Source organism: Streptomyces sp. SJL17-4, assembly GCF_036826855.1.
In the GTDB taxonomy this organism is placed as follows: Bacteria; Actinomycetota; Actinomycetes; order Streptomycetales; family Streptomycetaceae; genus Streptomyces.
The window spans coordinates 5,415,799-5,439,543 of the sequence record NZ_CP104578.1 but is presented as its reverse complement, the minus strand read 5'-3'; the positions used below and the strand labels follow the sequence as shown (position 1 = coordinate 5,439,543).

The 23,745-nt window shown below is 69.9% G+C and carries 29 protein-coding genes, 1 tRNA gene and 2 riboswitches; of the genes, 8 read left to right on the top strand and 22 right to left on the bottom strand.

Going from position 1 to position 23,745, the window contains the following annotated elements; translation table 11 throughout:
* Positions 1-50 precede the first annotated feature (50 nt).
* From N5875_RS24470 to N5875_RS24455, 4 genes are all read right to left on the bottom strand, one after another.
* Positions 51-1,319, bottom strand: a complete 1,269-nt coding sequence (locus N5875_RS24470; RefSeq protein ID WP_338495982.1) for a DUF445 domain-containing protein — start codon at positions 1,317-1,319, stop codon at positions 51-53.
* Positions 1,320-1,331: 12 nt separating this feature from the next.
* Complete coding sequence (locus N5875_RS24465) at positions 1,332-2,312, bottom strand: ATP-binding cassette domain-containing protein (protein WP_338495981.1); 981 nt, start codon at positions 2,310-2,312, stop codon at positions 1,332-1,334.
* A 7-nt stretch (positions 2,313-2,319) separates the two neighbouring features.
* On the bottom strand, positions 2,320-3,096 hold the full coding sequence (locus N5875_RS24460; RefSeq protein ID WP_318210010.1) for an ABC transporter permease: 777 nt from the start codon (positions 3,094-3,096) through the stop codon (positions 2,320-2,322).
* A 106-nt stretch (positions 3,097-3,202) separates the two neighbouring features.
* Positions 3,203-4,003: an ABC-2 family transporter protein gene (locus tag N5875_RS24455; RefSeq protein WP_318210197.1), complete on the bottom strand. Its 801-nt coding sequence runs from the start codon at positions 4,001-4,003 to the stop codon at positions 3,203-3,205.
* A 155-nt stretch (positions 4,004-4,158) separates the two neighbouring features.
* Between N5875_RS24455 and N5875_RS24450 the strand changes: the two genes are divergently transcribed.
* The gene (locus N5875_RS24450; RefSeq protein WP_318210011.1) at positions 4,159-6,324 is read left to right on the top strand and encodes a transglycosylase domain-containing protein; all 2,166 of its coding nucleotides are present in this window, start codon (positions 4,159-4,161) and stop codon (positions 6,322-6,324) included.
* Here N5875_RS24450 and N5875_RS24445 read toward each other — a convergent pair.
* The 3 genes from N5875_RS24445 to N5875_RS24435 all read right to left on the bottom strand — a co-directional run bounded on the left by N5875_RS24445 (position 6,318) and on the right by N5875_RS24435 (position 7,521).
* A complete protein-coding gene (locus N5875_RS24445) occupies positions 6,318-6,638 on the bottom strand; it encodes a multidrug efflux SMR transporter (RefSeq protein WP_028811654.1) in 321 nt (106 codons plus the stop codon). The two genes, N5875_RS24450 and N5875_RS24445, sit on opposite strands and share 7 nt — an antisense overlap.
* Before the next feature lie 33 nt (positions 6,639-6,671).
* A riboswitch (guanidine-III (ykkC-III) riboswitch) is annotated at positions 6,672-6,741 on the bottom strand.
* A gap of 59 nt (positions 6,742-6,800) precedes the next feature.
* Positions 6,801-7,139, bottom strand: a complete 339-nt coding sequence (locus N5875_RS24440; RefSeq protein WP_015033852.1) for a co-chaperone GroES — start codon at positions 7,137-7,139, stop codon at positions 6,801-6,803.
* A gap of 61 nt (positions 7,140-7,200) precedes the next feature.
* Positions 7,201-7,521, bottom strand: a complete 321-nt coding sequence (locus N5875_RS24435) for a DUF3618 domain-containing protein (RefSeq protein ID WP_318210012.1) — start codon at positions 7,519-7,521, stop codon at positions 7,201-7,203.
* Positions 7,522-7,648: 127 nt separating this feature from the next.
* Between N5875_RS24435 and bcp the strand changes: the two genes are divergently transcribed.
* From bcp to N5875_RS24415, 4 genes are all read left to right on the top strand, one after another.
* Positions 7,649-8,116 carry a thioredoxin-dependent thiol peroxidase gene (gene bcp, locus N5875_RS24430; RefSeq protein WP_318210013.1) on the top strand — a complete coding sequence of 156 codons (468 nt, stop codon included), beginning with the start codon at positions 7,649-7,651 and terminating at the stop codon, positions 8,114-8,116.
* Positions 8,117-8,397: 281 nt separating this feature from the next.
* Positions 8,398-8,700 carry a hypothetical protein gene (locus N5875_RS24425; RefSeq protein WP_338499395.1) on the top strand — a complete coding sequence of 101 codons (303 nt, stop codon included), beginning with the start codon at positions 8,398-8,400 and terminating at the stop codon, positions 8,698-8,700.
* 2 nt (positions 8,701-8,702) lie between these two features.
* On the top strand, positions 8,703-8,888 hold the full coding sequence (locus N5875_RS24420) for an HNH endonuclease signature motif containing protein (RefSeq protein ID WP_338499252.1): 186 nt from the start codon (positions 8,703-8,705) through the stop codon (positions 8,886-8,888).
* Positions 8,889-8,939: 51 nt separating this feature from the next.
* Positions 8,940-9,022 (top strand) — tRNA-Leu (locus tag N5875_RS24415).
* A 59-nt stretch (positions 9,023-9,081) separates the two neighbouring features.
* Here N5875_RS24415 and rdgB read toward each other — a convergent pair.
* From rdgB to N5875_RS24395, 4 genes are all read right to left on the bottom strand, one after another.
* Positions 9,082-9,684: an RdgB/HAM1 family non-canonical purine NTP pyrophosphatase gene (gene rdgB / locus N5875_RS24410; protein WP_318210014.1), complete on the bottom strand. Its 603-nt coding sequence runs from the start codon at positions 9,682-9,684 to the stop codon at positions 9,082-9,084.
* An 8-nt stretch (positions 9,685-9,692) separates the two neighbouring features.
* Positions 9,693-10,100: a hypothetical protein gene (locus N5875_RS24405; protein ID WP_338495969.1), complete on the bottom strand. Its 408-nt coding sequence runs from the start codon at positions 10,098-10,100 to the stop codon at positions 9,693-9,695.
* A 63-nt stretch (positions 10,101-10,163) separates the two neighbouring features.
* Positions 10,164-10,895: a ribonuclease PH gene (gene rph, locus N5875_RS24400; RefSeq protein ID WP_015033860.1), complete on the bottom strand. Its 732-nt coding sequence runs from the start codon at positions 10,893-10,895 to the stop codon at positions 10,164-10,166.
* A gap of 130 nt (positions 10,896-11,025) precedes the next feature.
* On the bottom strand, positions 11,026-11,367 hold the full coding sequence (locus N5875_RS24395) for a PTS glucose/sucrose transporter subunit IIB (protein ID WP_318210016.1): 342 nt from the start codon (positions 11,365-11,367) through the stop codon (positions 11,026-11,028).
* A gap of 128 nt (positions 11,368-11,495) precedes the next feature.
* Here N5875_RS24395 and N5875_RS24390 point away from each other — a divergent pair, with 128 nt between their 5' ends.
* Together N5875_RS24390 and N5875_RS24385 are read left to right on the top strand one after the other, a co-directional pair.
* A complete protein-coding gene (locus tag N5875_RS24390; RefSeq protein WP_338495966.1) occupies positions 11,496-12,794 on the top strand; it encodes a PTS transporter subunit EIIC in 1,299 nt (432 codons plus the stop codon).
* A gap of 289 nt (positions 12,795-13,083) precedes the next feature.
* On the top strand, positions 13,084-14,349 hold the full coding sequence (locus tag N5875_RS24385; RefSeq protein WP_318210018.1) for a PTS transporter subunit EIIC: 1,266 nt from the start codon (positions 13,084-13,086) through the stop codon (positions 14,347-14,349).
* Positions 14,350-14,430: 81 nt separating this feature from the next.
* On the opposite strand, the gene N5875_RS24380 is transcribed toward N5875_RS24385, so the two are convergent.
* Entirely contained in the window at positions 14,431-15,183 is a 753-nt protein-coding gene (locus N5875_RS24380; protein ID WP_318210019.1) for an MBL fold metallo-hydrolase, read from the bottom strand.
* Positions 15,184-15,387: 204 nt separating this feature from the next.
* Here N5875_RS24380 and N5875_RS24375 point away from each other — a divergent pair, with 204 nt between their 5' ends.
* On the top strand, positions 15,388-15,882 hold the full coding sequence (locus tag N5875_RS24375; protein WP_318210020.1) for a type II toxin-antitoxin system PemK/MazF family toxin: 495 nt from the start codon (positions 15,388-15,390) through the stop codon (positions 15,880-15,882).
* A gap of 55 nt (positions 15,883-15,937) precedes the next feature.
* On the opposite strand, the gene N5875_RS24370 is transcribed toward N5875_RS24375, so the two are convergent.
* The 10 genes from N5875_RS24370 to clpS form a co-directional block, all read right to left on the bottom strand.
* Positions 15,938-16,888, bottom strand: a complete 951-nt coding sequence (locus N5875_RS24370; protein WP_209495054.1) for a cysteine synthase — start codon at positions 16,886-16,888, stop codon at positions 15,938-15,940.
* Positions 16,889-16,893: 5 nt separating this feature from the next.
* The gene (locus N5875_RS24365; RefSeq protein WP_318210021.1) at positions 16,894-17,172 is read right to left on the bottom strand and encodes a MoaD/ThiS family protein; all 279 of its coding nucleotides are present in this window, start codon (positions 17,170-17,172) and stop codon (positions 16,894-16,896) included.
* A gap of 92 nt (positions 17,173-17,264) precedes the next feature.
* Positions 17,265-17,381, bottom strand: coding sequence for a putative leader peptide (locus N5875_RS24360; RefSeq protein ID WP_315986240.1), 117 nt, complete (start codon positions 17,379-17,381; stop codon positions 17,265-17,267).
* 44 nt (positions 17,382-17,425) lie between these two features.
* The gene (locus N5875_RS24355; RefSeq protein ID WP_318210022.1) at positions 17,426-18,211 is read right to left on the bottom strand and encodes an ABC transporter ATP-binding protein; all 786 of its coding nucleotides are present in this window, start codon (positions 18,209-18,211) and stop codon (positions 17,426-17,428) included.
* Between the two features lie 46 nt (positions 18,212-18,257).
* Positions 18,258-19,349: an iron ABC transporter permease gene (locus tag N5875_RS24350; protein ID WP_338495961.1), complete on the bottom strand. Its 1,092-nt coding sequence runs from the start codon at positions 19,347-19,349 to the stop codon at positions 18,258-18,260.
* Entirely contained in the window at positions 19,346-20,359 is a 1,014-nt protein-coding gene (locus N5875_RS24345) for an ABC transporter substrate-binding protein (protein ID WP_338495960.1), read from the bottom strand. Before N5875_RS24345 ends, N5875_RS24350 begins: the two co-directional genes overlap by 4 nt.
* Before the next feature lie 61 nt (positions 20,360-20,420).
* Positions 20,421-20,494, bottom strand: a riboswitch (cobalamin riboswitch).
* Positions 20,495-20,526: 32 nt separating this feature from the next.
* Entirely contained in the window at positions 20,527-20,955 is a 429-nt protein-coding gene (locus N5875_RS24340) for a M67 family metallopeptidase (RefSeq protein ID WP_338495959.1), read from the bottom strand.
* A 123-nt stretch (positions 20,956-21,078) separates the two neighbouring features.
* Entirely contained in the window at positions 21,079-22,506 is a 1,428-nt protein-coding gene (locus N5875_RS24335; protein ID WP_338495956.1) for an amino acid permease, read from the bottom strand.
* A gap of 333 nt (positions 22,507-22,839) precedes the next feature.
* Positions 22,840-23,421: a DUF2017 domain-containing protein gene (locus tag N5875_RS24330; protein ID WP_318210027.1), complete on the bottom strand. Its 582-nt coding sequence runs from the start codon at positions 23,419-23,421 to the stop codon at positions 22,840-22,842.
* A complete protein-coding gene (gene clpS, locus N5875_RS24325) occupies positions 23,421-23,726 on the bottom strand; it encodes an ATP-dependent Clp protease adapter ClpS (protein WP_030222252.1) in 306 nt (101 codons plus the stop codon). Before clpS ends, N5875_RS24330 begins: the two co-directional genes overlap by 1 nt.
* Between the last annotated feature and the right edge of the window lie 19 nt (positions 23,727-23,745).

Sequence of the window (23,745 nt, the reverse complement as noted above, 5' to 3'; positions counted from 1 at the left end):
GAGCCCCGCCCCTCAGCCCCCGCAGCCCCCGCACCTCAGCCCCCCGCCCCTCAGCCTCCCACCCCATGGCTGATCGTGTAGATCAGCAGGCCCGCCAGTGCTCCCACCACCGTGCCGTTGATGCGGATGAACTGGAGGTCGCGGCCGATGTTCGCCTCGATCTTCTTCGAGGTCTGCGTGGCGTCCCAGCCCGCCACCGTGTCCGTGATCAGGGACGTGATCTCGTAGCGGTACGTCGTCACCACGTACGCCGCCGCGTCCTCCGCCCAGCCCTCCACCTTCGACTGGAGGCGGGCGTCCGTCGACAGGCGGTTGCCCAGGGAGATCAGGGACGCGCGGGCGCGGAGGCGGAGTTGGCTGCGGTCGTCCTCCGCCGCCGCGATGATCAGGGAGCGGACCGAGGCCCAGGCCGAGGCGATGATGTCCTGGACCTCCGGGCGGGCCAACAGGTCCGACTTCAGGCGTTCGACGCGGGCCCGGGTGTCCGTGTCCGCCTGGAGGTCGGCCGCGAAGTCGGTGAGGAAGCGGTCGATCGCCCCGCGCGCCGGGTGCGCCGGCATGTCCCGCATCTCCGTCACGAAGCGGAGGAGCTCCTTGTAGACCCGCTCCCCGATGCGCTTGTCCACGAAGCGAGGGGTCCAGCCCGGCGCCCCGCCCTGCACCGCGTCCATCACCGAGTCCCCGTGGGTGACCAGCCAGTCGTGGGCCCGGGTGCACACCAGGTCGACCGCCCGGTGGTGGGCGCCGTCGGAGACGATCTTCTCCAGCGTCTTGCCCAGGCCCGGCGCGATCTCCGCCGCCTCCGCCCGCCGGGTGATCGCCTCGCCCACGACCGCCTGCACGTCCGAGTCGCGCAGGACGGTCAGCGCGCCCCGCAGCGCCGTCGACGCCTCCGCCGTCACCCGGTCCGCGTGCGCCGGGTCCGCCAGCCACTCGCCGAGGCGGCGCCCGATGCCCAGGGCCGCCAGCCTGCCCCGCACGACATCCGGGGAGAGGAAGTTCTCGCCCACGAAATGGCCCAGCGACGCGCCCAGCTGGTCCTTCTTCGTCGGGATGATCGCCGTGTGCGGGATCGGCAGGCCCAGCGGCCGCCGGAACAGCGCCGTCACCGCGAACCAGTCCGCCAGTGCGCCGACCATGCCGGCCTCCGCCGCCGCCGCGACATAGCCGGCCCAGGCCCCCCAGCCCGCGTTCTCCGCCCAGGTCGCCAGGGCGTAGATCACGGCCACGACGAGCAGCAGCGACGTCGCCAGCGACTTCATGCGGCGGACGCCTCTGCTCTTCTCCTCGTCCGCCGCCGTGTACGAAAAACTCACCATTGGCCTGACCTCCTACATCAGGGACTCCCGGCGCTCGTCCCGAGTTCCCCCGTACATCTTCGCGATCACCGTCTCGATGTCCGGCTCCCGCACCGACAGGTCGAGCAGGGGATACTTCGCCGCCACCGCCGCCACCAGCGGTGCCGCCGACGTCGTCGCCGGGAAGGCGAGCCACTGGCGGGGGCCCTCGGACCGCACGAAGCGGGCTCCCTGCACGTCCGCGATCGGCGGCAGTTCCCGCTCCAGGTCCACCACCAGGAGCCGCTCGCTCTCGCCCACCGCGTGCAGGCCCGCCAGCTCGCCGTCGTACATCAGCCGCCCGTGGTCGATCACCATCACCCGCGAGCACAGCTGCTCGATGTCCGTGAGGTCGTGGGTGGTCAGCAGGACCGTCGTGCCCTGGGTGGTGTTGAGGTGGCTCAGGAACTCCCTCACCCTCGCCTTCGACACCACGTCGAGGCCGATCGTCGGCTCGTCGAGGTACAGCACCTCCGGGTCGTGGAGGAGCGCCGCCGCGATGTCCCCGCGCATCCGCTGCCCCAGCGACAGCTGCCGTACGGGGACCTCCAGCAGCTCCGCCAGCTCCAGGAGTTCCACGCACCGGTCCAGGTTCTCCCGGAAGCGGGCGTCGGGGATGCGGTACATCCGGTGCATCAGCCGGTACGAGTCCCTCAGCGGCAGGTCCCACCAGAGCGTCGTCCGCTGGCCGAAGACCACCCCGATCCGTTGCGCGAGACGGGTGCGTTCGCGCGCCGGATCGATGCCCGCGACCCGCAGCCGGCCGCCGCTGGGGGTGAGGATGCCCGTCAGCATCTTGATCGTCGTCGACTTCCCCGCGCCGTTCGGGCCGATGTAGCCGACCATCTCCCCGCGCTCGACGGCGAAGCTGATGCCGTCGACCGCCCTGACCTCCTTCCTCTCGCGGCGGAGGAGGCCGGCTTTGCGGCGGACCGTGAAGACCTTCTCCAGGTTCTCCAGTTCGATGAACGACACTGTGCCCTCAGCTTCCTGTCGATCGGTACGCGCGGATCCCGGCCCGCCACGCCAGCCCCGCCACCCCGCAGCACACCGCCGCCACCAGCGGCGACGCGAACGCCGCCCACTCCGGCACCCCCGCCGGAGCCGGCCGGTCCAGCACGTACAGCGCCGGCAGCCAGTTCACGAACGCGAGCGGTACGACGTACACCACACCCCGCACCAGGTCCTTCGCGAAGATCGTCGGCGGGTACTGGAGGAGGGTGTTCCCGCCGTACGTGAAGGAGTTCGTCACCTCCGCCGCGTCCTGCATCCAGAACAGCACCGAGGCCCCCAGCACCATCACGGCGCCGAAGATCACCGCCCCGGACACCACCGTCACCGGCAGCAGCACCAGCTTCACCGGCGTCCACGCCACGTCCAGCAGGCACAGGCTCCACACCAGGACCAGCAGCCCCTGCGTCACCCGGCCGAACCTCCGCAGCGCGAACTTGTCCCCCGCCACCTGCGCGAGCAGCGGCGCCGGCCGCATCAGGAACGTGTCGAGCGAGCCGTCCCTGACCCGCGACCCCATCCGCTGGAGCGAGCCCATCGTCAGGTCCGCGATCCCGAACGCCGTGCCCGCCGTCCCGTACAGGAGGGCCACCTCCGCGAACGCGAAACCGCCGAGACCCTCCACCTGACCAAACATCAGGAGGATGACGACGAAGTCGAAGAAGGTGACGCAGAAGTTGGTGACGACCGTGAGCGCGAAGGAGGCGCGGTACGTCATCGTCGAGCGGATCCACATGCCCGCGACCATGCGGTACGTCCGCCAGGAGTCGGCAAGGAGGCCGGGAGCGGGAGCGGGAGCAGGACCCAGCCCGTCACCGCGTCCACCTCCCGACCCCACGCGCGTGCGTGTCGCCTCATCCACCCTGCACCACCACCTTCCGCGTCGCCGCCGCCTGCACCGCCCGGCCCGCGCCGAGCAGCACCAGCGCCCAGCCGCCCTGGAAGGCGTACGCCCCGGCGAGCTCCCAGCCCTCGTACGTCCCCAGGTACACATCGGCCGGCACCTGGAGCAGCGACGCCCACGGCAGCACCCGGGCGACCTCGCCGAGCGCGCCCGGGAAGACGTTCAGCGGGAGCAGCATCCCCGAGAAGAACAGGCCGCCCAGCCAGGCCACCTGCACCACGCCCTGACCGTCCATCAGCCAGAACGCGCTCATCGCCACCAGGTACCAGATCGCGAATCCGACCGTCGAGCCCAGCGCCACGGCCACCATGAAGGCGAGCCACGACCCCGGCCCGGCCGGCAGCGTGAAGCGGAAGGCGAGCCAGCCGGCCGCCATCGGGGCGATCCCGCGGCCGAGCAACTGGTAGGCGGATCTGCCCAGGTTGGCCGAGAACCACCAGATCTGGAGGTCGGCGGGGCGGTAGAGGTCGACCGCGATGTCGCCGGTCCTGATCCGCTCGATCAGCTCGTCCTCGAAGCCTCCGCCCATCATCCCGCAGACCGTGATCAGCGCCTGCCCGATCCACACGTACGCGAGGGCGTCGTCCATCGAGTAGCCGCCGAGCTGCGGGCGCTCGTCCCAGAGGGCGATGTACGTGTACGACAGGATGAAGCCGAAGACGGTGTTGGTGAACACCCCCGCCGCCGTCGCCACCCGGTAGGTGGCATGGCGCCGGAAGCCGCCCGCGGCCACCGTCGCGTACAGCCGCAGCATGCCGCTCCTTCCGTACGCCCAGTCCGTAAAGCACGGAAAAACACCGAAGCGCACGACCCTAGCGAGGTGAGCCCGCGACCCGCGACCGGATTTCCCGTCACCTTCGGGTCGCATTCAGGAGTTTCGTCGGGTTGGGGGCAATATGAGGTGCCATGCCCCCTTCCTCCGGTACGAGCGACTCCGACGCCCCCCGGCCGGCCCGCCCCACGGGCTGGGAGCCGAGGGACCCCACCCTCTCCCCTCCCCCACCACGCAAGGCGAAGCGGCGTCCCCGCCGCCTCCTGCGCACCCTCTTCGGGCTCCTGCTCCTCGGCACCCTGCTGCTCGCCGGTGCCTTCGCCGCCGGCTACCTCCTGGTGGAGATCCCGCCCGCCAACGCCGCCGCCCTCGCCCAGTCCAACGTCTACCTCTACCGGGACGGCAGCACCCTCGCCCGCGACGGCGAGGTCAACCGCGAGAACGTACGGCTCGACCGCGTCCCCCTCACCGTCCGGCGGGCCGTCCTCGCCGCCGAGGACCGCGACTTCCACGCCTCGCGCGCCGTCGACCCCAAGGCGATGGTCCGCGCCGCCTGGAACACCGTCACCGGCAAGGGCCGCCAGTCCGGTTCCACCATCACCCAGCAGTACGTCAAGAACTACTACCTGGGCCAGGAGCAGACCCTCACCCGCAAGGCGAAGGAGTTCTTCATCGCGATCAAGCTCGGCCGCGAGAAGAGCAAGGAGGACATCCTCCAGGGCTACCTGAACACCAGCTACTTCGGACGCAACGCGTACGGCCTCCAGGCCGCCGCCCGCGCCTACTACGGCAAGGACGTCGAGGACCTCGACACCGCCGAGGGCGCGTACCTCGCCTCCGTCCTCAAGGCCCCCAGCGCCTACGACGTCACCACCCACCCCGAGAACCGCGCCAAGGCCGTCGCCCGCTGGAACTACGTCCTCGACGGCATGGTCACCGAAGGCTGGCTCACCCGCGCCGACCGTGCCGCCGCCCGCTTCCCCACCCCCCAGACCGCCCGCCCCGCGACCGGCCTCTCCGGCCAGCGCGGCTACCTCGTGCAGGCCGTCGAGGAGTACCTGACCGGGCACGGGATCGTCGACGAGAAGACCCTCGCCGGCGGCGGCTTCCGCATCACCACCACCCTCGAACCCGCCAAGCAGGACGCGCTCGTCCAGGCCGTCGAGGAGCGGGTCATGTCCCGGCTCGACCCGGCGAGCTCCCCCACCGACCGGTACGTACGGGTCGGCGCGGCGGCCGTCGACCCGGCGAACGGCAAGGTCCTCGCCCTGTACGGCGGCGTCGACTACACCCAGCAGTACGTCAACAACGCCACCCGCCGCGACTACCAGGTCGGCTCCACCTTCAAGCCCTTCGTCTTCACCGCGGCGGTCCAGAGCGGCGCCCAGACGCAGCAGGGCGAGCCGATCACCCCGTACACCGTGTACGACGGAAGCAACCGGCGCCCGGTCGAGGGCTGGAACGGCACCCCGTACGACCCCGCCAACGAGGACGACGAGAGTTACGGCGAGATCGCCGTCGGCGCCGCGACCGACCTGTCGGTCAACGCCGTGTACGCCCAGATGGCCGTCGACGTCGGCCCCGGGCACGTACGACGCACCGCCGTCGCCCTCGGCCTGCCCGGCTCCACCCCCGACCTCACCGCCTCCCCCTCCATCGCACTCGGCCCCGCCACGGCGAGCGTCCTGGACATGGCGACGGCGTACGCGACCCTCGCCGCGCACGGCAGGCACGGTACGTACTCCCTCGTCGAGGGCCTCAGCAGGGACGGCCAGGAGATGGCCGTGCCGACCCGCCCTGCCCGGCAGGCGGTGAGCCGCGAGGCCGCCGACACGACGACGTCGATCCTGCGGAGCGTCGTCGAGACGGGCACGGGAACGGCCGCGCAGGCCGCCGGGCGGCCCGCCGCCGGCAAGACGGGCACGGCGGAGGACGACAAGGCCGCCTGGTTCGCCGGCTACACCCCGGAACTCGCCACGGTCGTCGCCCTGATGGGCCAGGACCCGGAGACGGGCCGGCAGGAACCGCTGTACGGCGCCCTCGGACTGCCCCGGATCAACGGAGGCGGGGCGCCCGCCGAGATCTGGGCCCAGTTCACCCGCGAGGCACTGGCGGGAACGGCACCGCGGGACTTCGACCTCCAGCTGATGCCGGGGGCGGAGGAACTGCCGCCGGTCCCGCCGGTGCCGGATGCCCCCGATGCCTCTGACGTTCCCGAGGAATCGTACGAACTGGGCGAGGCGGGCCCGGGAGCGGCGTCACGCAGCCCCCGGCCCCCTCGCGGTGCACCAGGTCAGTGACCCGAGGTCGCCTTGAGTCCCACCACGGCGACCAGCAGCAGACAGACGAAGAAGATCCGGGCGGCGGTCGCCGGCTCGCCCAGCACCACCATGCCGAGCACCGCCGCACCGGCCGCGCCGATGCCCACCCACACGCCGTACGCCGTACCGATCGGCAGCGTCTTGGCGGCGTGCGAGAGCAGCAGCATGGAGGCGACGATCCCGGCGCCGGTGAACACGCTCGGCCAGAGCCGCGTGAAGCCGTCGGTGTACTTCATCCCGATCGACCAGCCGACTTCCAGCAGACCCGCGACGACAAGAAGAACCCAGGCCATGACGACAACACCTCCGCGAGACGGAACAACAGGGGTGCGTCGTCTTGTCGGAATCCCGGTACGGCGCGTCTCGTCGGGTGTCTCCAGGCTAGCAAGGAACGGCGGAGGGCCCTGGTGACCATGGTCACCAGGGCCCTCCGCCGAAACCACTCCCACGGACTCCTACAGATACAGCCCGGTCGAGTCCGTCGTCCCCTGGAACCGGTCCGCGGCCACCGCGTGCAGATCGCGCTCCCGCATCAGGACGTACGCGACACCCCGCACCTCGACCTCGGCGCGGTCCTCGGGGTCGTACAGCACCCGGTCGCCGATCTCGACGGTCCGGACGTTCTGACCGACCGCGACCACCTCGGCCCAGGCCAGGCGCCGGCCGACGGCTGCGGTCGCCGGAATCAGGATGCCGCCGCCGGAGCGCCGCTCCCCCTCCGGGGAGTCGGTGCGGACCAGGACGCGGTCGTGGAGCATCCGGATGGGCAGCTTGTCGTGCGTGTTCTCGCTCACGGGGTGAACCTACCTGCCCGGGTACGGCACCCGGGGCGGGGAGGGGTCATCCCTGGAAAGGTCATCGCTTGCTCTTGCGGGAGGACGCGGCGAGCAGCCCGATGACCGCCACGGCGACGAGGGCCGCCGGCACCACGCGCTCCAGGCGGGGGGCGCCGTCCTCATGGGTGAAACGTGCCTTCACGTCCGAGACGACCCGGTTGACGGCGACGAAGGCGCGTCCGGCGGTCTGGTCGACCGTCGAGGCGACCTTGGCCTTCGCGTCCCCGATGATCGTCTTGGGGTGCACCCGAATGCCGATCTCGTCGAGAGTGACGGCGAGCTGCTCGCGCCGGCGGACGATGTCCGCCTCGATCTGCGCAGGGGTCCTGGCCTCCGACACCGCGCTGCCTCCGTAGTCGTGATCCGGTCGTTGACGGCCAGTCTGTCAGTTCCGCCGCCTTCGGGTCGTATCAGACCCCCCATTAGGCTCTGTACGCGTACGCGAACCATCCCGAGGAGAGCCAGCCATGAGCGAGCGACTGCAGCCCGGCGACACCGCCCCCGCCTTCACCCTGCCCGACGCGGACGGCAACGAGGTCTCCCTCGCAGATCACAAGGGCCGCAAGGTCATCGTCTACTTCTACCCGGCGGCGCTGACCCCCGGCTGCACGAAGCAGGCGTGCGACTTCACGGACAACCTGGACGTGCTGGCGACGGCGGGCTACGACGTCATCGGCGTCTCGCCGGACAAGCCGGAGAAGCTGGCGAAGTTCCGCGAGAAGGAGAACCTGAAGGTCACGCTGGTCGGCGACCCGTCGAAGGAGACCCTGGAGGCGTACGGCGCCTTCGGCGAGAAGAAGCTGTACGGCAAGGTGGTGACGGGCGTGATCCGCTCGACGGTCGTCGTGGACGAGGACGGCAACGTGGAACACGCCTTCTACAACGTGAAGGCGACGGGCCACGTGGCCAAGATCATCAGGGACCTGGGCATCTGAGCCCTGACCTTCGCCCGGGAACGGCCCGCACCGCTGACCGAAGCGGTGCGGGCCGTTCCGCGTTCCGGACGCGATATTCGTACGCGTTATGACGTGACCGTCCGATATTCGGCTCGTTAGTCCGTACGAGGCCGCGAACGGGTGGCCGGATCGGAGGGACGAGCGCGTACACGCAGGAGCGGCTCACCGCCGTTGTGGCGGAGGCGAGTGGGTGGGCGGATCTGATGCGCCGCCTCGGCGTCAACGAGAGCGGGGGCCGACGCCGCACACTGCAGTCGAAGGTGGCCGAGTACGGCATCGACACCAGCCATTTCAAGCAACGAAGCCCCTGGCGCAAGTACACAGACAGCGCCATTGCCGAGGCGGTTGCCGCCTCTACGACACTCCGCGAGGTCGCGCAGAAGCTCGGCGTGCCCCCGGCCACCGGAACGCTCTCGCACATCAGCAGACGGGTCGCAGCAGCCGGAATCGATGTGACCCAGTTCCCCGGCCTGAACCGCTCGCGCACACGGTATTCCGGGTCCGCCCCGAAGGATCGTCGCGCGAAAACCGCGACCGGCTCCACCGCGCGCTCACCGAGGTAGGTATCCCGTACCGCTGCGTTGAGTGCGGCAACGAAGGTTCGTGGAGAGGTGGATCCATCACACTGCAGATCGACCACATCAACGGAAACTGGTTCGACAATCGCCGGGAGAACCTCCGCTATCTGTGCCCCAACTGCCACTCGAAGACCGCAACGTGGTGCCGAGGCAGCGGCCGCCAGTCGACGTAACAACATCCGTACTCACGCCAGGCGCCTGCCCGCTACCATGGCAGGCGACCAGCGGCCTTGGCGGAACGGCAGACGCCTCGCGTTTAGGTCGCGATGGGAGCAATCCCGTGAGGGTTCGAATCCCTCAGGCCGCACACACCGTGAAATCGAAGGCCTCACCCAAAGTTTCTGGGTGAGGCCTTCGCCGTAACCTTCAGCCCAGCAGTTCCCTCACCACCGGTACCAGGGCGCGGAACGCCTTGCCTCGGTGGCTGATGGCGTTCTTTTCCGCCGGGGTCAGTTCCGCGCAGGTGACCTCGTGGCCGTTCGGCTGGAGGATCGGGTCGTAGCCGAAGCCGTTCGTGCCTGTGGGGGCGTGGCGGAGGGTGCCTGGCATCGTGCCTTCCACGACGCGTTCCGTGCCGTCGGGCAGGGCCAGGGCCGCCGCGCAGGCGAAGTGGGCGCCTCGGTGTTCGTCGGCGATGTCCGAGAGCTGGGCCAGGAGGAGGTTCAGGTTCGCGCGGTCGTCGCCGTGCGTGCCCGACCAGCGGGCCGAGAAGATGCCCGGCGCGCCGTTGAGGACGTCGACGCAGAGGCCGGAGTCGTCGGCGACGGCCGGCAGGCCGGTGGCCTGGGCCAGGGCGTGGGCTTTGAGGAGGGCGTTCTCGGCGAAGGTGACGCCGGTTTCCTTGACGTCGGGGATCTCCGGGTACGCGTCCGCGCCGACGAGTTCCAGGTCGAGACCTGCGTCGGCGAGGATCGCGTGGAGTTCGGTGATCTTGCCCGCGTTGCGGGTGGCGAGGATCAGACGGGTCATGCCGTCGATTATCCCGGCGTGCAGACCTTGCCGATCTCGGTGGCCGCGTCGGTGATGGGGGTGATGTCCGGGGTGGTGTCGCCGTTCTTGACGGCGGTGCGGACGGTGTCGACGCCCTTGGTGAGGTCGTCGACCGCCTTGGAGAGGTCGGCGTTGTCCGTGGCGTTCTTGAGGTTGCCCAGTTCCGTGGAGATGGAGTTGAGGGATTCCTCGATCTGGGTGGCGTCGTTCGAGGCGTTGGAGACCGCCTGCTGGAGGTTGTTCACCGAGGTGGCTATCGCGTCGGCGGTCTTGACGCAGTCCATTGCTTTGTCGAGGGCTCCGCAGCCGCTCAGGACGGTGGTGAGTGCGGCGGCCGTGGCCACGGCGAGTGCGAGACGGCGCTTCAAGGCGGGTCCTCCCCCAGGTGCGTACATATGAACGACGGACGGGCGCACGGAGCTTATCCGTAGGCCCGCCCGTCAGGACGCAGTGCGGGGTCAGAGGGTTCCTTCGAGGGCCTTGCGCTGGATCTCGGCGAGTTCGGCGCAGCCGCCGGACGCGAGGTCGAGGAGGGCGTTGAGCTCCTTGCGGTCGAAGGGCTCGGCCTCGGCGGTGCCCTGGACCTCGACGAAGCGGCCGTCGCCGGTGCAGACGACGTTCATGTCGGTGTCGGCGCGGACGTCCTCCTCGTAGCAGAGGTCGAGGAGGGGGACGCCGTCGACGATGCCGACGGAGACGGCGCCGACGGTGCCGGTGAGGGGCTTGCGGCCGGCCTTGACGAGCTTCTTGGTCTGGGCCCAGGCGACGGCGTCGGCGAGGGCGACGTACGCGCCGGTGATGGCGGCGGTGCGGGTGCCGCCGTCGGCCTGGAGGACGTCGCAGTCGAGGACGATGGTGTTCTCGCCGAGCGCCTTGTAGTCGATGACGGCGCGCAGGGAGCGGCCGATGAGGCGGGAGATCTCGTGGGTGCGGCCGCCGATCTTGCCGCGGACGGATTCGCGGTCGCCGCGGGTGTTGGTGGCGCGCGGGAGCATGGAGTACTCGCCGGTGACCCAGCCTTCGCCGCTGCCCTTGCGCCAGCGCGGGACGCCTTCGGTGACGGAGGCGGTGCAGAAGACCTTGGTGTCGCCGAAGGAGATGAGGACGGAGCCCTCGGCGTGCTTGCTCCACCCGCGTTCGATGGTGACGGGGCGGAGCTGTTCGGGGGTACGGCCGTCGATACGAGACATGGGACGAGCCTAGCGGGATACGGGGAGGGGCCCGTTCCCGTCGCGGTGGGGCGTCCGCGGCCCTGCGGCGCCGTACATGACGAAGGGCCCGTTCCCCTGCCGGAACGGGCCCTTCGGCTGATGCGGCTGCTTACATCATGTCTTCGATGTCGGCGGCGATCGGGTCGGCGTCGGTGCCGATGACGACCTGGATCGCGGTGCCCATCTTGACGACGCCGTGGGCGCCGGCGGCCTTGAGGGCGGCCTCGTCGACCTTGGACGGGTCCACGACCTCGGTGCGCAGGCGGGTGATGCAGCCTTCGACCTCTTCGATGTTCTCGATGCCGCCGAGCCCGGCGACGATCTTCTCAGCCTTGCTGGCCATGTGTTTCTCCCTGTCCGTTCCGTTCGCCCGTACGCGAATCTCGGCGCACCTGCGGTCCGCTTTGTCACGGTAACCCACGGTTGGCCCAACTTCGCGAGCGAGTGCCATCGTTCTACCGAATGATGACGATCACCGGCGGCCTGTCCTCAGCGGGCTCCGGGGAGCCTATCGCAACTGGTCTACACCAGTGTGCAACGAGATGCGGACCCGGCTTGTTCCGGGCAGGGAGGACGCCGATGAGTACGGACAGCGCCGCGGCGCGGCCGCAGAAGTCCCTATGGGGCGGACTCTTCCAGGGGCTGCAGAAGATGGGGCGCAGTCTTCAGCTCCCCATCGCCGTGCTGCCGGCCGCCGGCATCATCAATCGGCTCGGGCAGCCGGACGTCTTCGGCGCGGAAGGTCTCGGCTGGGACAACGTCGCCAAGGTGATGGCGGGCGCGGGCGGGGCCCTCCTCGACGGCAACCTCGGTCTTCCGCTGCTGTTCTGCATCGGTGTCGCGATCGGCATGGCGAAGAAGTCGGACGGCTCGACCGCGCTCGCGGCGGTCGTCGGCTTCCTCGTCTACTTCAACGTGCTGCGCCAGTTTCCGAAGGACTGCCCGGCGGGGACGAAGGACATCAGCGGTGGCTGCCTCGCCGTCGACGACTCCTTCGCCGGTTACACGTACCAGAATCCCGGTGTCTTCGGCGGCATCGTGATGGGTCTGCTCACCGCGTACCTGTGGCAGCGGTACCACCGGACGAAGCTGGTCGACTGGCTGGGCTTCTTCAACGGCCGCCGTCTGGTCCCGATCATCATGACGTTCGTGGCGATCGCGTTCGCCGCGCTGTGCCTGTGGGTCTGGCCGCCGATCGGTGAGGGTCTGGAGAACTTCAGCGACTGGCTGGTGGGACTCGGTTCGTGGGGTTCGGGCATCTTCGGTCTGGCGAACCGGGCGCTGCTCGTCATCGGCCTGCACCAGTTCCTGAACGTGCCGATCTGGTTCCAGTTCGGCACGTACGAGAAGCCGGACGGTACGACGGTCCATGGCGACATCCCCATGTTCCTCGCGGGCGACCCGAACGCCGGCCAGTTCCTGACGGGCTTCTTCCCGATCATGATGTTCGCGCTTCCGGCGGCCGCGCTGGCGATCACCCACTGCGCCAGGCCGCACCGGCGCAAGGAGGTCGGCGGCATGATGCTGTCGGTCGCGCTGACCTCGTTCGTCACCGGCATCACCGAGCCGATCGAGTACTCGTTCCTCTTCATCGCGCCGCTGCTGTACGCGATCCACGCGGTGCTCACGGGTGTGTCGATGGCGGTGACCTGGGCGCTCGGGGTGAAGGACGGCTTCAGCTTCTCGGCCGGTCTGATCGACTACGTGATCAACTGGAACCTGGCGACGAAGCCGTGGCTGATCATTCCGATCGGTCTCGCCTTCGCGGTCGTGTACTACGCGATCTTCCGGTTCGCGATCACCAAGTTCAACCTCCCGACGCCCGGCCGCGAACCGGAGGAGGTCGAGGAGGAGATGGAGCGGGACAACATCAAGTGACCCCGCCGGCACCCTCCGAGGCCTGACCGATCCGGGGCTTTCGTCCCCTTCATAAGGCCCGCGAAAGGCCCCTGGACCTGACGGTCCGGGGGCCTTATGTCGTGCATTTCCAGCTATGGCTGAGCACACAAAATTCGCAGGTTCCTTATCTAAGTCTCACGTGCTACAACTGGTCTACACCACTCATTGGTGTAGACCACGCGGTCCAGACCACCGCGTTCCACGAGACGTCGCCGTCCCCCCCTTTCCACTGTCCTCTGGCGGCGCCTTGCCTTACTGGAGGAAGTTGATGAGTACGGCCACCGCCCAGGCCGCCGCTCCCGCGAAGAAGCGCGGATCCGGCCTGTTCCAGGGCCTGCAGAAGGTCGGTCGCAGCCTGCAGCTGCCGATCGCCGTGCTGCCGGCCGCGGGTATCTTGCTCCGTCTCGGCCAGCCCGACGTGTTCGGCGACAAGGGTCTCGGCTGGGACAAGGTCGCCTCCGTCTTCGCCACCGCCGGCGGCGCGGTCTTCGACAACCTGCCCCTGCTCTTCTGCATCGGTGTCGCCATCGGCTTCGCCAAGAAGGCGGACGGCTCCACCGCCCTGGCCGCGCTCGTCGGCTTCCTGGTCTACAGCAACGTGCTGAAGGCCTTCCCCATCGCCGACGCCGTGGTCAACACGACCGCCAACAAGGGTGTCGACGTCGCCGCGAAGTTCAACAACCCCGGTGTCCTCGGCGGCATCCTGATGGGTCTCATAGCGGCCGTCCTGTGGCAGAAGTTCCACCGGACCAAGCTCGTCGACTGGCTCGGCTTCTTCAACGGCCGCCGTCTCGTCCCGATCATCATGGCCTTCGTCGGCACCCTCGTCGGTGTCGTCTTCGGCCTGGTCTGGGAGCCCATCGGCGAGGGCATCTCCAGCTTCGGCGAGTGGATGACCGGCCTCGGCGCCGGTGGCGCCGGCCTCTTCGGCCTCATCAACCGCGCGCTGATCCCCGTCGGCATGCACCAGTTCGTGAACACCGTCTCCTGGTTCCAGATCGGTGACTTCACCAACGCCGCCGGCGAGGTCGTCCACGGTGACCTCAACCGCTTCTTCGCCGGTGACCCGAGCGCCGGAATCTTCATGTCGGGCTTCTTCCCGATCATGATGTTCGGCCTCCCGGCCGCCGCCATCGCCATCGCCCACGCCGCTCGCCCCGAGCGCCGCAAGGCCGTGATGGGCATGATGGTCTCCCTCGCGCTGACCTCCTTCGTCACCGGCATCACGGAGCCGATCGAGTTCACCTTCATGTTCATCGCGCCGGTCCTGTACGCGATCCACGCCGTCCTGACCGCCGTGTCCATGGCCGTCACCTGGGCCTTCGGTGTCCACGCGGGCTTCACCTTCTCGGCCGGCGGTATCGACTACCTGCTGAACTGGAACCTCGCGACCAAGCCGTGGCTGATCATCCCGATCGGTCTCGTCTTCGCGGCGATCTACTACGTGGTCTTCCGCTTCGCGATCACCAAGTTCAACCTCCCGACGCCGGGCCGCGAGCCCGACGAGGAGATCGAGGACCTCACCAAGGCGTGAGCCTCACCCGTACGAAGGGAAGGCCCCGGAACCGTCCAGGTTCCGGGGCCTTCCCCGTACTCATACGCGTACGAGTACGGCTCAGATCTCGTAGACCGCGCCCGGCCTCGCCAGCTCCGACGGCCCGGAGTACACCGCGCGCGCGTCCGCCAGGTTCTGCTCGCCGTCCGTCCACGGCGGGATGTGGGTGAGGACCAGCCGGCCCACCGACGAGCGGGTCGCCTCGGCGCCCGCCTCGCGGCCGTTGAGGTGGAGGGCCGGGATGTCCTCCTTGCCGTGGGTGAAGGAGGCCTCGCAGAGGAAGAGGTCCGTGCCCTCGGCGAGCTTGTGCAGCGACTCGCAGACCCCGGTGTCCCCGGAGTACGTCAGCGAGCGGCCGTCGTGCTCGACCCGGATGCCGTACGCCTCGACCGGGTGGCACACCTTCTCCGTACGGACGGAGAACGGGCCGATCTCGAAGGCGCCCGACTTCAGGGTGCGGAAGTCGAAGACCTCGCTCATCGAGGTGGGCGACGGGGTGTCCGCGTACGCCGTGGTCAGGCGCTGCTCGGCGCCCTCCGGGGCGTAGACGGGGATCGCGTCGCAGCGTCCGCCCTCGTGCCGGTAGTAGCGGGCGACGAAGTACCCGCACATGTCGATGCAGTGGTCCGCGTGCAGATGGCTGAGGAAGATCGCGTCGAGGTCGTACAGACCGATGTGTCGCTGCAGCTCGCCCAGGGCGCCGTTGCCCATGTCGAGGAGCAGCCGGAAGCCGTCGGCCTCGACGAGGTAGCTCGAACAGGCCGAATCCGCGGACGGGAACGACCCGGAGCAGCCGACGACGGTGAGCTTCATGGAGCGTGAACCTCCGTGGACGGATACGGAAAGCGCGCTGGGGAAGGGGGGAGGCTGTGCGGTCTGTCGAGCGTAAGGCGCTGCCGGGCCTGTCGCTCCTTTGCGGTGGCCTGTTGTGGGCGAACTCACGGGCTCTGTCACCGGTTCGGATGGATGGCGGGCCGCGTCGGCGACGTGAGCCGTGCGCCGGTACCGTCTTGAGGTATGGACACGTCGTGGTGGCCCGCGCTGGTCGCGGTCGTGGTGATCGCGCTGGTGGTGGCGCTCGCCGACGGGTGGAGGCGGTCGTCGCGCCCGCAGCGGGGACGGCGGCCCTCGCCCTCGGGACGGACCCGGCCGCCGACCCGGCCGCCCGGTCGGCCCGCGGGGCCGCGGCAGGCTCCGTCGCGGTTGCCGCGGGCCGCGGAGATCTGGTGGGCGGACGTGCCCTTCGAGGACGGGCCCGGGTCCAAGGACCGGCCCTGTCTGGTGCTGTCGGTACGGGGGGACTGCGCGCTCGTCGCGAAGATCACCAGCAAGTACCACGACGAGCGGCCGGGTGTGATCGCGCTGCCGCCGGGCGCGGTGGGTGACGCGCAGGGGCGGCCGAGCTTTCTGGAGACGGATGAGCTCCGCGAGGTGCCGGTGGTTGATTTCCGGCGGAAAGCGGGGATGGCGGACCCGGTCGTCTGGGACCGGGTCCGCCATCTGGCGCGGTAGCCCTACCGGCTTTCGGTGCGGGCCCGCGTGGTGCGGGTTCAGGCAACGGGGGGCGCTATGCCCAGAGCTGGCCCTGGACTGCTGCGATTGCTTCTTCCGTCGTGGCCGCTGTGTAGAGGCCCGTCGAGAGGTACTTCCAGCCTCCGTCGGCGACGACGAAGGCGATGTCCGCGCTCTCGCCCGCCTTCACCGCCTTGTTGCCGACTCCGATGGCCGCGTGCAGGGCCGCGCCCGTGGAGACGCCCGCGAAGATGCCCTCCTGCTGGAGGAGTTCGCGGGTGCGGGTGACCGCGTCGGCGGAGCCGACGGAGAAGCGGGTGGTGAGGACGGAGGCGTCGTACAGCTCCGGTACGAAGCCCTCGTCGAGGTTCCGGAGGCCGTAGACGAGGTCGTCGTACCGCGGCTCGGCGGCGACGATCTTGACGTCGGGCTTCTGCTCGCGCAGGTAGCGGCCGACGCCCATGAGGGTGCCGGTGGTGCCGAGGCCCGCCACGAAGTGGGTGATGGAGGGCAGGTCGGCGAGGATCTCGGGGCCGGTGGTGGCGTAGTGGGCGCCCGCGTTGTGCGGGTTGCCGTACTGGTAGAGCATCACCCAGGTCGGGTTCTCGGCCGCGATCTCCTTGGCGACGCGTACCGCCGTGTTGGATCCGCCCGCCGCGGGGGACGAGATGATCTCGGCGCCCCACATGGAGAGCAGCTGGCGGCGCTCTTCGCTGGTGTTCTCGGGCATGACGCAGACGATGCGGTAGCCCTTGAGCTTGGCGGCCATGGCGAGGGAGATGCCGGTGTTGCCGCTGGTCGGCTCCAGGATGGTGCAGCCGGGGGTGAGGCGGCCGTCCTTCTCCGCCTGCTCGATCATGTGGAGCGCGGGGCGGTCCTTGACCGAGCCGGTCGGGTTGCGGTCCTCCAGTTTCGCCCAGATGCGGACGTCGTCCGAGGGCGAGAGCCGGGGGAGGCGGACGAGCGGCGTGTTGCCGACCGCCGCCAGCGAGGAGTCGTAGCGCATGTGGATCAGACCATGCCACCGGCGACGGCCGGCAGGATCGTGACGTTGTCGCCGTCGGTGAGCTTGGTGTCGATGCCGTCGAGGAAGCGGACGTCCTCGTCGTTGAGGTAGACGTTGACGAAGCGGCGGAGCTTGCCCTCGTCGACGATGCGGGCCTCGATCCCGGTGTGGCGGGACTCCAGGTCGGCGAAGAGCTCGGCAAGGGTGCCGCCGCTGCCCTCGACGGCCTTCTGGCCGTCGGTGTAGGTGCGGAGGATGGTCGGGATGCGGACCTCGATGGCCATGGCGTGGGCTCCTGTCGGAAGTGGCGTGATGGGCGCGCTGCTGGGGCCCCCGCGCGGAGGGGGGTCGTACGTAAGTGCGCTCGGCCGGTCGCTCAGAGCGCAGCGCGGGACGAACAGATCGCGCTGGCGAGGCGGCACAGGTCGACGTGCAGGCGCGCGACGAGCAGGACTGTGCCCGGAGTCTCTTCGCTCACGTCGTGGGAAACCATGGGCTCATCGTATCGATTCCCGGTCCGGGTTTCGGAATGTGATCTCACATGGTGGATGATTCCTGACCGACTGCCGGACGGTGCTGGAAGAGGACGGTGGGGCTCCCCGTCCTCGGATGCGGGATGACCTCGGCATCCACCCCGTAGACGGCCTCCAGGAGGGCGGGGGTGAGGACCTCGGCGGGTGTGCCGCCGGTGACGAGCCTTCCGCGCTCCAGGACGTAGATCCGGTCGCAGTACGCCCCCGCGAGGTTGAGGTCGTGCAGCGCGAGCAGGTTGGTGGTGCCCAGGGTGCGGACGAGCGCGAGGACGTCGAGCTGGTGGCGGATGTCCAGGTGGTTGGTGGGTTCGTCGAGGACGAGGAGGGCCGGGTCCTGGACGAGGGCGCGGGCGACCAGGGCGCGTTGGCGTTCGCCGCCGGAGAGGGTGGGGTACGGGCGGTCGGCGAGGTCCGCGAGGCCGACGCGGGCGAGGGCGGCCTCGACGCGCTCCCGGTCGGCGCCGGTGTCGCCCTCCCAGAACCGTTTGTGCGGGGAGCGGCCGAGGGCGACGAGTTCGCCGACGGTGAGTTCGAATGCGAGGGTGCTGTCCTGGGGGACGGTGGCGACACGGCGGGCGCGGGCCTTGGGGCCGAGGGCGTGGAGGTCGTCGCCGTCGAGGAGGGCGCGGCCCGCCGTGGGGGTGAGGGTGCCGTAGACGCAGCGCAGGAGGGTGGTCTTGCCGCTGCCGTTGGGGCCGATGAGGCCGACGGTCTCGCCGGGGCGGACGGTGAGATCGACGGAGCGGAGCCGGTTCTCGTACGAGAGGCCGCGCAGGCGCAGTTCGGTCACAGCGGTGCTCCTTCCGGGCGGGTCGCAGGGGGCTCCTTCCGGCGGGTCACAGCGGGGCTCCTTCCGGGCGGCGGCGCATCAGCCAGAGGAAGAACGGGCCGCCGGTGAGGGCGGTGAGGATGCCGACGGGGATGTCCTGGGGTGCGGCGAGGGTCCGGGCAGCGAGGTCGGCGAGGACCAGGGCGAGTGCTCCGCCGAGCGCGGCGACGGGGAGGAGCCGGCGGTGCGGGGCGCCGACGGCGAGCCGGGCGGCGTGCGGGGCCATCAGGCCGACGAAGCCGACGGCTCCGCTCGCGGCGACCATGACGGCGGTGACGAGGGAGGCGAGGACGAAGACGGCGGCGCGGAAGCGGGCGGTGTCCAGGCCGAGGACGGTGGCGCCCTCCTCGCCGACGAGGAGCAGGTCGAGGGGGCGGGCGAGGGTGAGGAGGGCGGCGACGCCGACGGCGAGGGCGACGGCGGGCAGGGCGAGGGTGTCCCAGCGGGCGCTGCCGAGGCCGCCGAGGGACCAGTACATGGCCTCCTGGAACTGCTCGGGGCGTCCGGCGACGACGAGGAGCAGGGTGGCGAGGGCGGACAGGATGTAGGAGACGGCGACTCCGGCGAGGACGAGCCGGGTGCTGGTCAGGGTCCCTCCGCGGCGCGCGAGCCCGTAGACGAGGACGAGGGAGAGCAGGGCGCCCGCGAAGGCGCCGGCGGGCAGGGCGAGCGTGGTGGTCACGCCTCCGACGAGGCCCACTCCCCCGCCGGCGACCAGGACGAGGACGGCTCCGGCGGAGGCGCCGGAGGAGATCCCGAGGAGGAAGGGGTCGGCGAGCCGGTTGCGGACGAGGGCCTGGAGGACGGCTCCGACGACGGCGAGTCCGGCGCCGACGACCGCGCCGAGCAGGACCCGGGGCAGCCGTACGTCGAGGACGATCGTCCGGTACGGGGAGGGGTCGGCGGCGCGTCCGGTGAGGGCGTCGAGGACCTGGCCGGGCGGGACGCGGACGGAGCCGAGGGCGAGCGCGGCGAGGGCCGCGGCGGCGAGGGCGAGGACGAGCCCGGCGACGACCAGGGCGTACCGGAGGCGCGCGGGGGCCAGGGCCGGGGCCCGGACGGGGGTCCGTGGCCCGGCCTCGCGGAGGGCCGTGCTCATCGGGCCGGGTGGAGCTGGGTCGGGTGGAGCTGGGTCGCCAGTTTGTCGACGGCCGCGGGGACGCGGACGCCGAGGACGGTGTCGGAGAGCGGCATCACGGCGAACCGGCGGTTCTTGATCGCGGGGACGTCCTTGAGGGCGGGGTCGTCGAGGAGCCGCTTCTTCTTCTGTTCGACGGTGGTGGAGCCGTAGTCGTAGATGACGACGACCTCGGGCTTGCGGGCGACGACCTGTTCCCAGGTGGCGTCGCCGAAGGCCTTGTCGAGGTCGGCGAAGACGTTCCGGCCGCCGGCCCGGGTGATGAGGTCGTTGCCGATGCCCTTGCCGCCCGCGGTGAAGGCGGTCTTGTCGCCGCTGTCGTAGACGAAGACGGAGACGGGCGCGGTGTCCTTGAGGCGCTTCTCGGTGGCGGCGACAGCGGCCCGCGCCTCCCGGACCCACGTCTCGGCCCGGTCGGGGACGCCGAACGTCCTGCCGATCTCGTCGACTTCGCGGTAGAGGTCGTCGACGGAGGGCGAACCGGAGGGGCAGTACTCGGTGTTGAGCCGGGTGTCGATGCCCGCGCGCTTCAGGTCGTCGCGGCTGCGGCCGTCCTTGCTCGCGAAGGCGGAGGAGTAGCCGCCGTACACGAAGTCGGGGTCGGCGGCGAGCAGGGCCTCCTTGGAGGGGTACTCCTTCGCGAGGACGGGGACGGAGTCGTACGCCTTCTTGTAGGCGGGGAGGATCGCGTCGTCGAGGTAGGCGGTGCCGATGAGCGACTTCTCCAGGCCGAGGGCGAGCATGACCTCGGTGACGTGCTGGTTCATGGTGACCGCGCGCTTCGGCGGGGCCTTGAAGGTCGTCTTCACACCGCAGTTGGAGACGGTGTACGGGAATCCCGGGGCGGCCTCGGCGGCGGGCGTCCGTGCCGCGGGGGCCGCGCAGGCGGCGAGCAGCGGGAGCAGGACGGCGGCGGACAGCAGGGGCGTCAGGGGCAGAGGGGTGCGACGGGTGCGACGGGTCCAGGACATGACGGAACGTGCCTCCTCCGGGGATTTCCACGTCCCCGATCGGTGGTGGCAGGCGGCAGGTCAGTTCCTGGCTTCCGTCTCCCCGGGGAGGCGGTCACAGTGGCGGGACCGTGCCGGATTCGCACCGGCTTCCTGGGTCCTGCCGCCCGTAGGTCCGGGCCAGTGTCTCAGGCCTCGTACTCCTCGACGACCTTGACCTCTTCCTCGGTCACGACGCCCTCGACGATGGTGAAGGAGCGGAACTGGAAGGGGCCGGCGCCGTCGCTGTCGGCGGTGGAGACGAGGACGTAGTGGGCCTGGGGCTCGTTGGCGTACGAGATGTCCGTGCGGGACGGGTAGGCCTCGGTCGCGGTGTGCGAGTGGTAGACGATGACGGGTTCCTCGTCCCGGTCGTCCATCTCGCGGTAGAGCTTGAGCAGGTCCGCGGAGTCGAACTCGTAGAAGGTGGGCGAGCGGGCGGCGTTGAGCATCGGGATGAACCGCTCGGGGCGGCCGGTGCCGGCCGGGCCCGCGACCACGCCGCAGGCCTCGTCGGGGTGGTCCTTGCGGGAGTGGTCCACGATCTGGTCGTACAGGGCCCGGGTGATGGTCAGCATGCCGACAGGATAAGCCGACGGGCCGTTCCGTACCGGGGAGTGGTACGAAACGGCCCGCATGCCGAGACGATCGAGGTCAGGGCCGTTTGGGGACGGCCCGGGGCGACCGCTCGTGGGGTCCGGTCAGTGCCGCTTGGCGAAGGCGGCGCCCTCGGGGTTGCGGGACTTCAGGACCAGGTAGGAGACGCCGAGGATGAGACCCCAGACCGGGGCGGCGTACAGCGAGACCCGGGCACCCTCGTCGATGCCCATCATGACGATGACCATGCCGATGAAGAGGAGCGCGAACCAGCTGGTGTACGGGGCTCCGGGGGCCTTGAAGGTGGACTCGGGGAGCTCGCCGCGGTTGGCCTTGGCCCGGTAGCGGATCTGGCAGACCAGGATCATGACCCAGGCCCACATGCCGGAGATGGTGGCGAAGGAGACGACGTACTCGAAGGCCTTGCCCGGGGCGACGTAGTTGATCCAGACGCCGACCAGCATGAGCGAGGCGGAGAAGGTCAGGCCGAGCAGCGGGGTGCCGCTCTTGGTGAGCTTCGTGAAGACCTTCGGGCCCTGGCCGTTGAGCGCGAGGTCGCGCAGCATGCGGCCGGTGGAGTACATGCCCGAGTTGCAGGAGGAGAGGGCGGCGGTCAGCACCACGAAGTTGACGATGGCGGCGCCGACGCCGAGGCCCATCTTCTCGAAGGCGGCGACGAACGGGGAGACGCCCGGCTGGAACTCGGTCCACGGGACGACCGACAGGATCATGATCAGCGCGCCGACGTAGAAGACGGCGATGCGCCACGGCACGGTGTTGATGGCCTTGGGCAGGACGGTCTTCGGGTCCTTGGACTCGCCGGCGGTGACGCCGACCAGCTCGACGGCGAGGAACGCGAACATGACGATCTGCAGGGTCATCAGCGTGCTGCCGATGCCGGTCGGGAAGAAGCCGCCCTGGTCCCACAGGTGGGTCACGGAGGCGGTGTCGCCGGCGTCGGAGAAGCCGATGGTGAGGATGCCGGCGCAGATCAGGATCATGCCGATGATCGCGGTGACCTTGACCATGGAGAACCAGAACTCCAGCTCACCGAAGAGCTTCACGGAGATCAGGTTGGCACCGTAGAGGATGACGGTGAAGACCAGCGCGGAGATCCACTGCGGGATGTCCCACCAGTACGTCATATAGGTGGCCGCGGCGGTGACTTCGGTGATGCCGGTGACGACCCAGAAGAGCCAGTACGTCCAGCCGGTCACGAAGCCCCAGAACGGGCCGACGAACTCGCGTGCGTACTCCGCGAAGGAGCCGGACACGGGGCGGTACATGAGGAGCTCGCCGAGGGCGCGCATGATGAAGAAGATGACCAGGCCCGCGATGGCGTACGCGAGGATCAGGCTGGGCCCCGCCTTGGCGATGGCCTTGCCGGCGCCGAGGAAGAGGCCGGTGCCGATGGCACCGCCGATCGCGATCATCTGGATCTGCCGGGCGCCGAGGCCACGCTGGTAGCCCTCGCCGCCGTCCACGGCCCCGTCGGTGCCGTCGTGCTGCTTGTCGACCTGCACAGAGGTCATGGTGGTGCGCCTTTCTCCATGCTGATCCGCGCGACTGCGAGTGCGTCTGCCGCGGATCAGATCCTGATCCCCCCGGATGTGGATGGAGTGCTACCGGCGGTCCGCCGGCCAAAGCGCCCTCGGGGACAGGGGTGGCGTCCCCGAGCGGTCGTGAAGATTTATCACGGGGTGGGACGTGATCGAGGGAGTTGCGTGTGGCGCACGCCACAGAAAACGGCGGATGAAAGGGATCCAAGACGCCAAAGCGGACGCTCTGATAACGCATTCGTTATCCGGATTTGAGCGTCCGCTGAGCGAACACCCCGCGAAGAAGGGGTGCACACGGGGGTGCGGTTACGGCATCAGGGTCTCGACGAGGGACTCCTGCAGCGCCCCCAGCCAGAGGTACGCCATCACCATCGGCTTGCGCGGGTCGGAGTCCGGCAGCCGGTACAGCTGCTCGCCCTCCTCGTCGGTGATCTCCAGGCGGGTGCCGATGGTCAGCCGGAGGTCGTTGAGCGCGCCGAGCCAGGCGCGGGACTCGTCCAGGGTCAGCTTCAGGACGGCGCCGCCCTCACCCGCCGTGTCGGCGGAGAGCGCGTCGAGGGCGCGGACGACGACGAGGGCGTCGTCGCGCTTGCGGGCCCGCAGGTCGTTCTCGGTGAAGCGGCGGAAGTCGGAGGCGGCCGCACGCAGCTCCTCGCTGTCGTCCCCGTACGCGTCGGGGAAGAGGCGCTTGAGCGCGGGGTCGGACGGCGGCTTGCTGGGGCCCTCGGCGAAGAGCGCGGCCAGCGGGTCGGCGTCCTTGGCGGGCTCGTCACCCGGCCCGATCAGCTCCATGAGCTGGACGGCGAGGGAGCGGAGGATGGAGATCTCGACGTCGTCGAGGGCGACGGCCGCGCCACCGCCGGGCAGGGTCTCGAAGCGCCCGGCCATCAGCCGCGGTCCTGGGTGAGGGTCGCCCAGAGGCCGTAGCCGTGCATCGCCTGCACGTCGCGCTCCATCTCCTCGCGGGTGCCGCTGGAGACCACCGCGCGGCCCTTGTGGTGCACGTCGAGCATCAGCTTGTGCGCCTTGTCCTTGGAGTAGCCGAAGTACGCCTGGAAGACGTAGGTCACGTAGCTCATCAGGTTGACCGGATCGTTGTGCACGAGGGTCACCCAGGGCACGTCCGGTTCGACGACCGCGGAGACCTCCTCGGCCGATTCCGTACGTTCGATCTCAATAGGCGCGACGCTCACTCACCCCATGCTGCCACCC

Excerpts from the sequence above, each read along its gene's own strand:
- N5875_RS24470 (WP_338495982.1), bottom strand. The coding sequence starts at position 1,319 with ATGGTGAGTTTTTCGTACACGGCGGCGGACGAGGAGAAGAGCAGAGGC.
- N5875_RS24460 (WP_318210010.1), bottom strand. The coding sequence starts at position 3,096 with ATGGTCGCGGGCATGTGGATCCGCTCGACGATGACGTACCGCGCCTCC.
- N5875_RS24450 (WP_318210011.1), top strand. The coding sequence starts at position 4,159 with ATGCCCCCTTCCTCCGGTACGAGCGACTCCGACGCCCCCCGGCCGGCC.
- N5875_RS24445 (WP_028811654.1), bottom strand. The coding sequence starts at position 6,638 with ATGGCCTGGGTTCTTCTTGTCGTCGCGGGTCTGCTGGAAGTCGGCTGG.
- bcp (WP_318210013.1), top strand. The coding sequence starts at position 7,649 with ATGAGCGAGCGACTGCAGCCCGGCGACACCGCCCCCGCCTTCACCCTG.
- rdgB (WP_318210014.1), bottom strand. The coding sequence starts at position 9,684 with ATGACCCGTCTGATCCTCGCCACCCGCAACGCGGGCAAGATCACCGAA.
- N5875_RS24405 (WP_338495969.1), bottom strand. The coding sequence starts at position 10,100 with ATGTACGCACCTGGGGGAGGACCCGCCTTGAAGCGCCGTCTCGCACTC.
- rph (WP_015033860.1), bottom strand. The coding sequence starts at position 10,895 with ATGTCTCGTATCGACGGCCGTACCCCCGAACAGCTCCGCCCCGTCACC.
- N5875_RS24395 (WP_318210016.1), bottom strand. The coding sequence starts at position 11,367 with ATGGCACTCGCTCGCGAAGTTGGGCCAACCGTGGGTTACCGTGACAAA.
- N5875_RS24390 (WP_338495966.1), top strand. The coding sequence starts at position 11,496 with ATGAGTACGGACAGCGCCGCGGCGCGGCCGCAGAAGTCCCTATGGGGC.
- N5875_RS24385 (WP_318210018.1), top strand. The coding sequence starts at position 13,084 with ATGAGTACGGCCACCGCCCAGGCCGCCGCTCCCGCGAAGAAGCGCGGA.
- N5875_RS24380 (WP_318210019.1), bottom strand. The coding sequence starts at position 15,183 with ATGAAGCTCACCGTCGTCGGCTGCTCCGGGTCGTTCCCGTCCGCGGAT.
- N5875_RS24375 (WP_318210020.1), top strand. The coding sequence starts at position 15,388 with ATGGACACGTCGTGGTGGCCCGCGCTGGTCGCGGTCGTGGTGATCGCG.
- N5875_RS24370 (WP_209495054.1), bottom strand. The coding sequence starts at position 16,888 with ATGCGCTACGACTCCTCGCTGGCGGCGGTCGGCAACACGCCGCTCGTC.
- N5875_RS24365 (WP_318210021.1), bottom strand. The coding sequence starts at position 17,172 with ATGGCCATCGAGGTCCGCATCCCGACCATCCTCCGCACCTACACCGAC.
- N5875_RS24360 (WP_315986240.1), bottom strand. The coding sequence starts at position 17,381 with ATGGTTTCCCACGACGTGAGCGAAGAGACTCCGGGCACAGTCCTGCTC.
- N5875_RS24350 (WP_338495961.1), bottom strand. The coding sequence starts at position 19,349 with ATGAGCACGGCCCTCCGCGAGGCCGGGCCACGGACCCCCGTCCGGGCC.
- N5875_RS24345 (WP_338495960.1), bottom strand. The coding sequence starts at position 20,359 with ATGTCCTGGACCCGTCGCACCCGTCGCACCCCTCTGCCCCTGACGCCC.
- N5875_RS24340 (WP_338495959.1), bottom strand. The coding sequence starts at position 20,955 with ATGCTGACCATCACCCGGGCCCTGTACGACCAGATCGTGGACCACTCC.
- N5875_RS24335 (WP_338495956.1), bottom strand. The coding sequence starts at position 22,506 with ATGACCTCTGTGCAGGTCGACAAGCAGCACGACGGCACCGACGGGGCC.
- N5875_RS24330 (WP_318210027.1), bottom strand. The coding sequence starts at position 23,421 with ATGGCCGGGCGCTTCGAGACCCTGCCCGGCGGTGGCGCGGCCGTCGCC.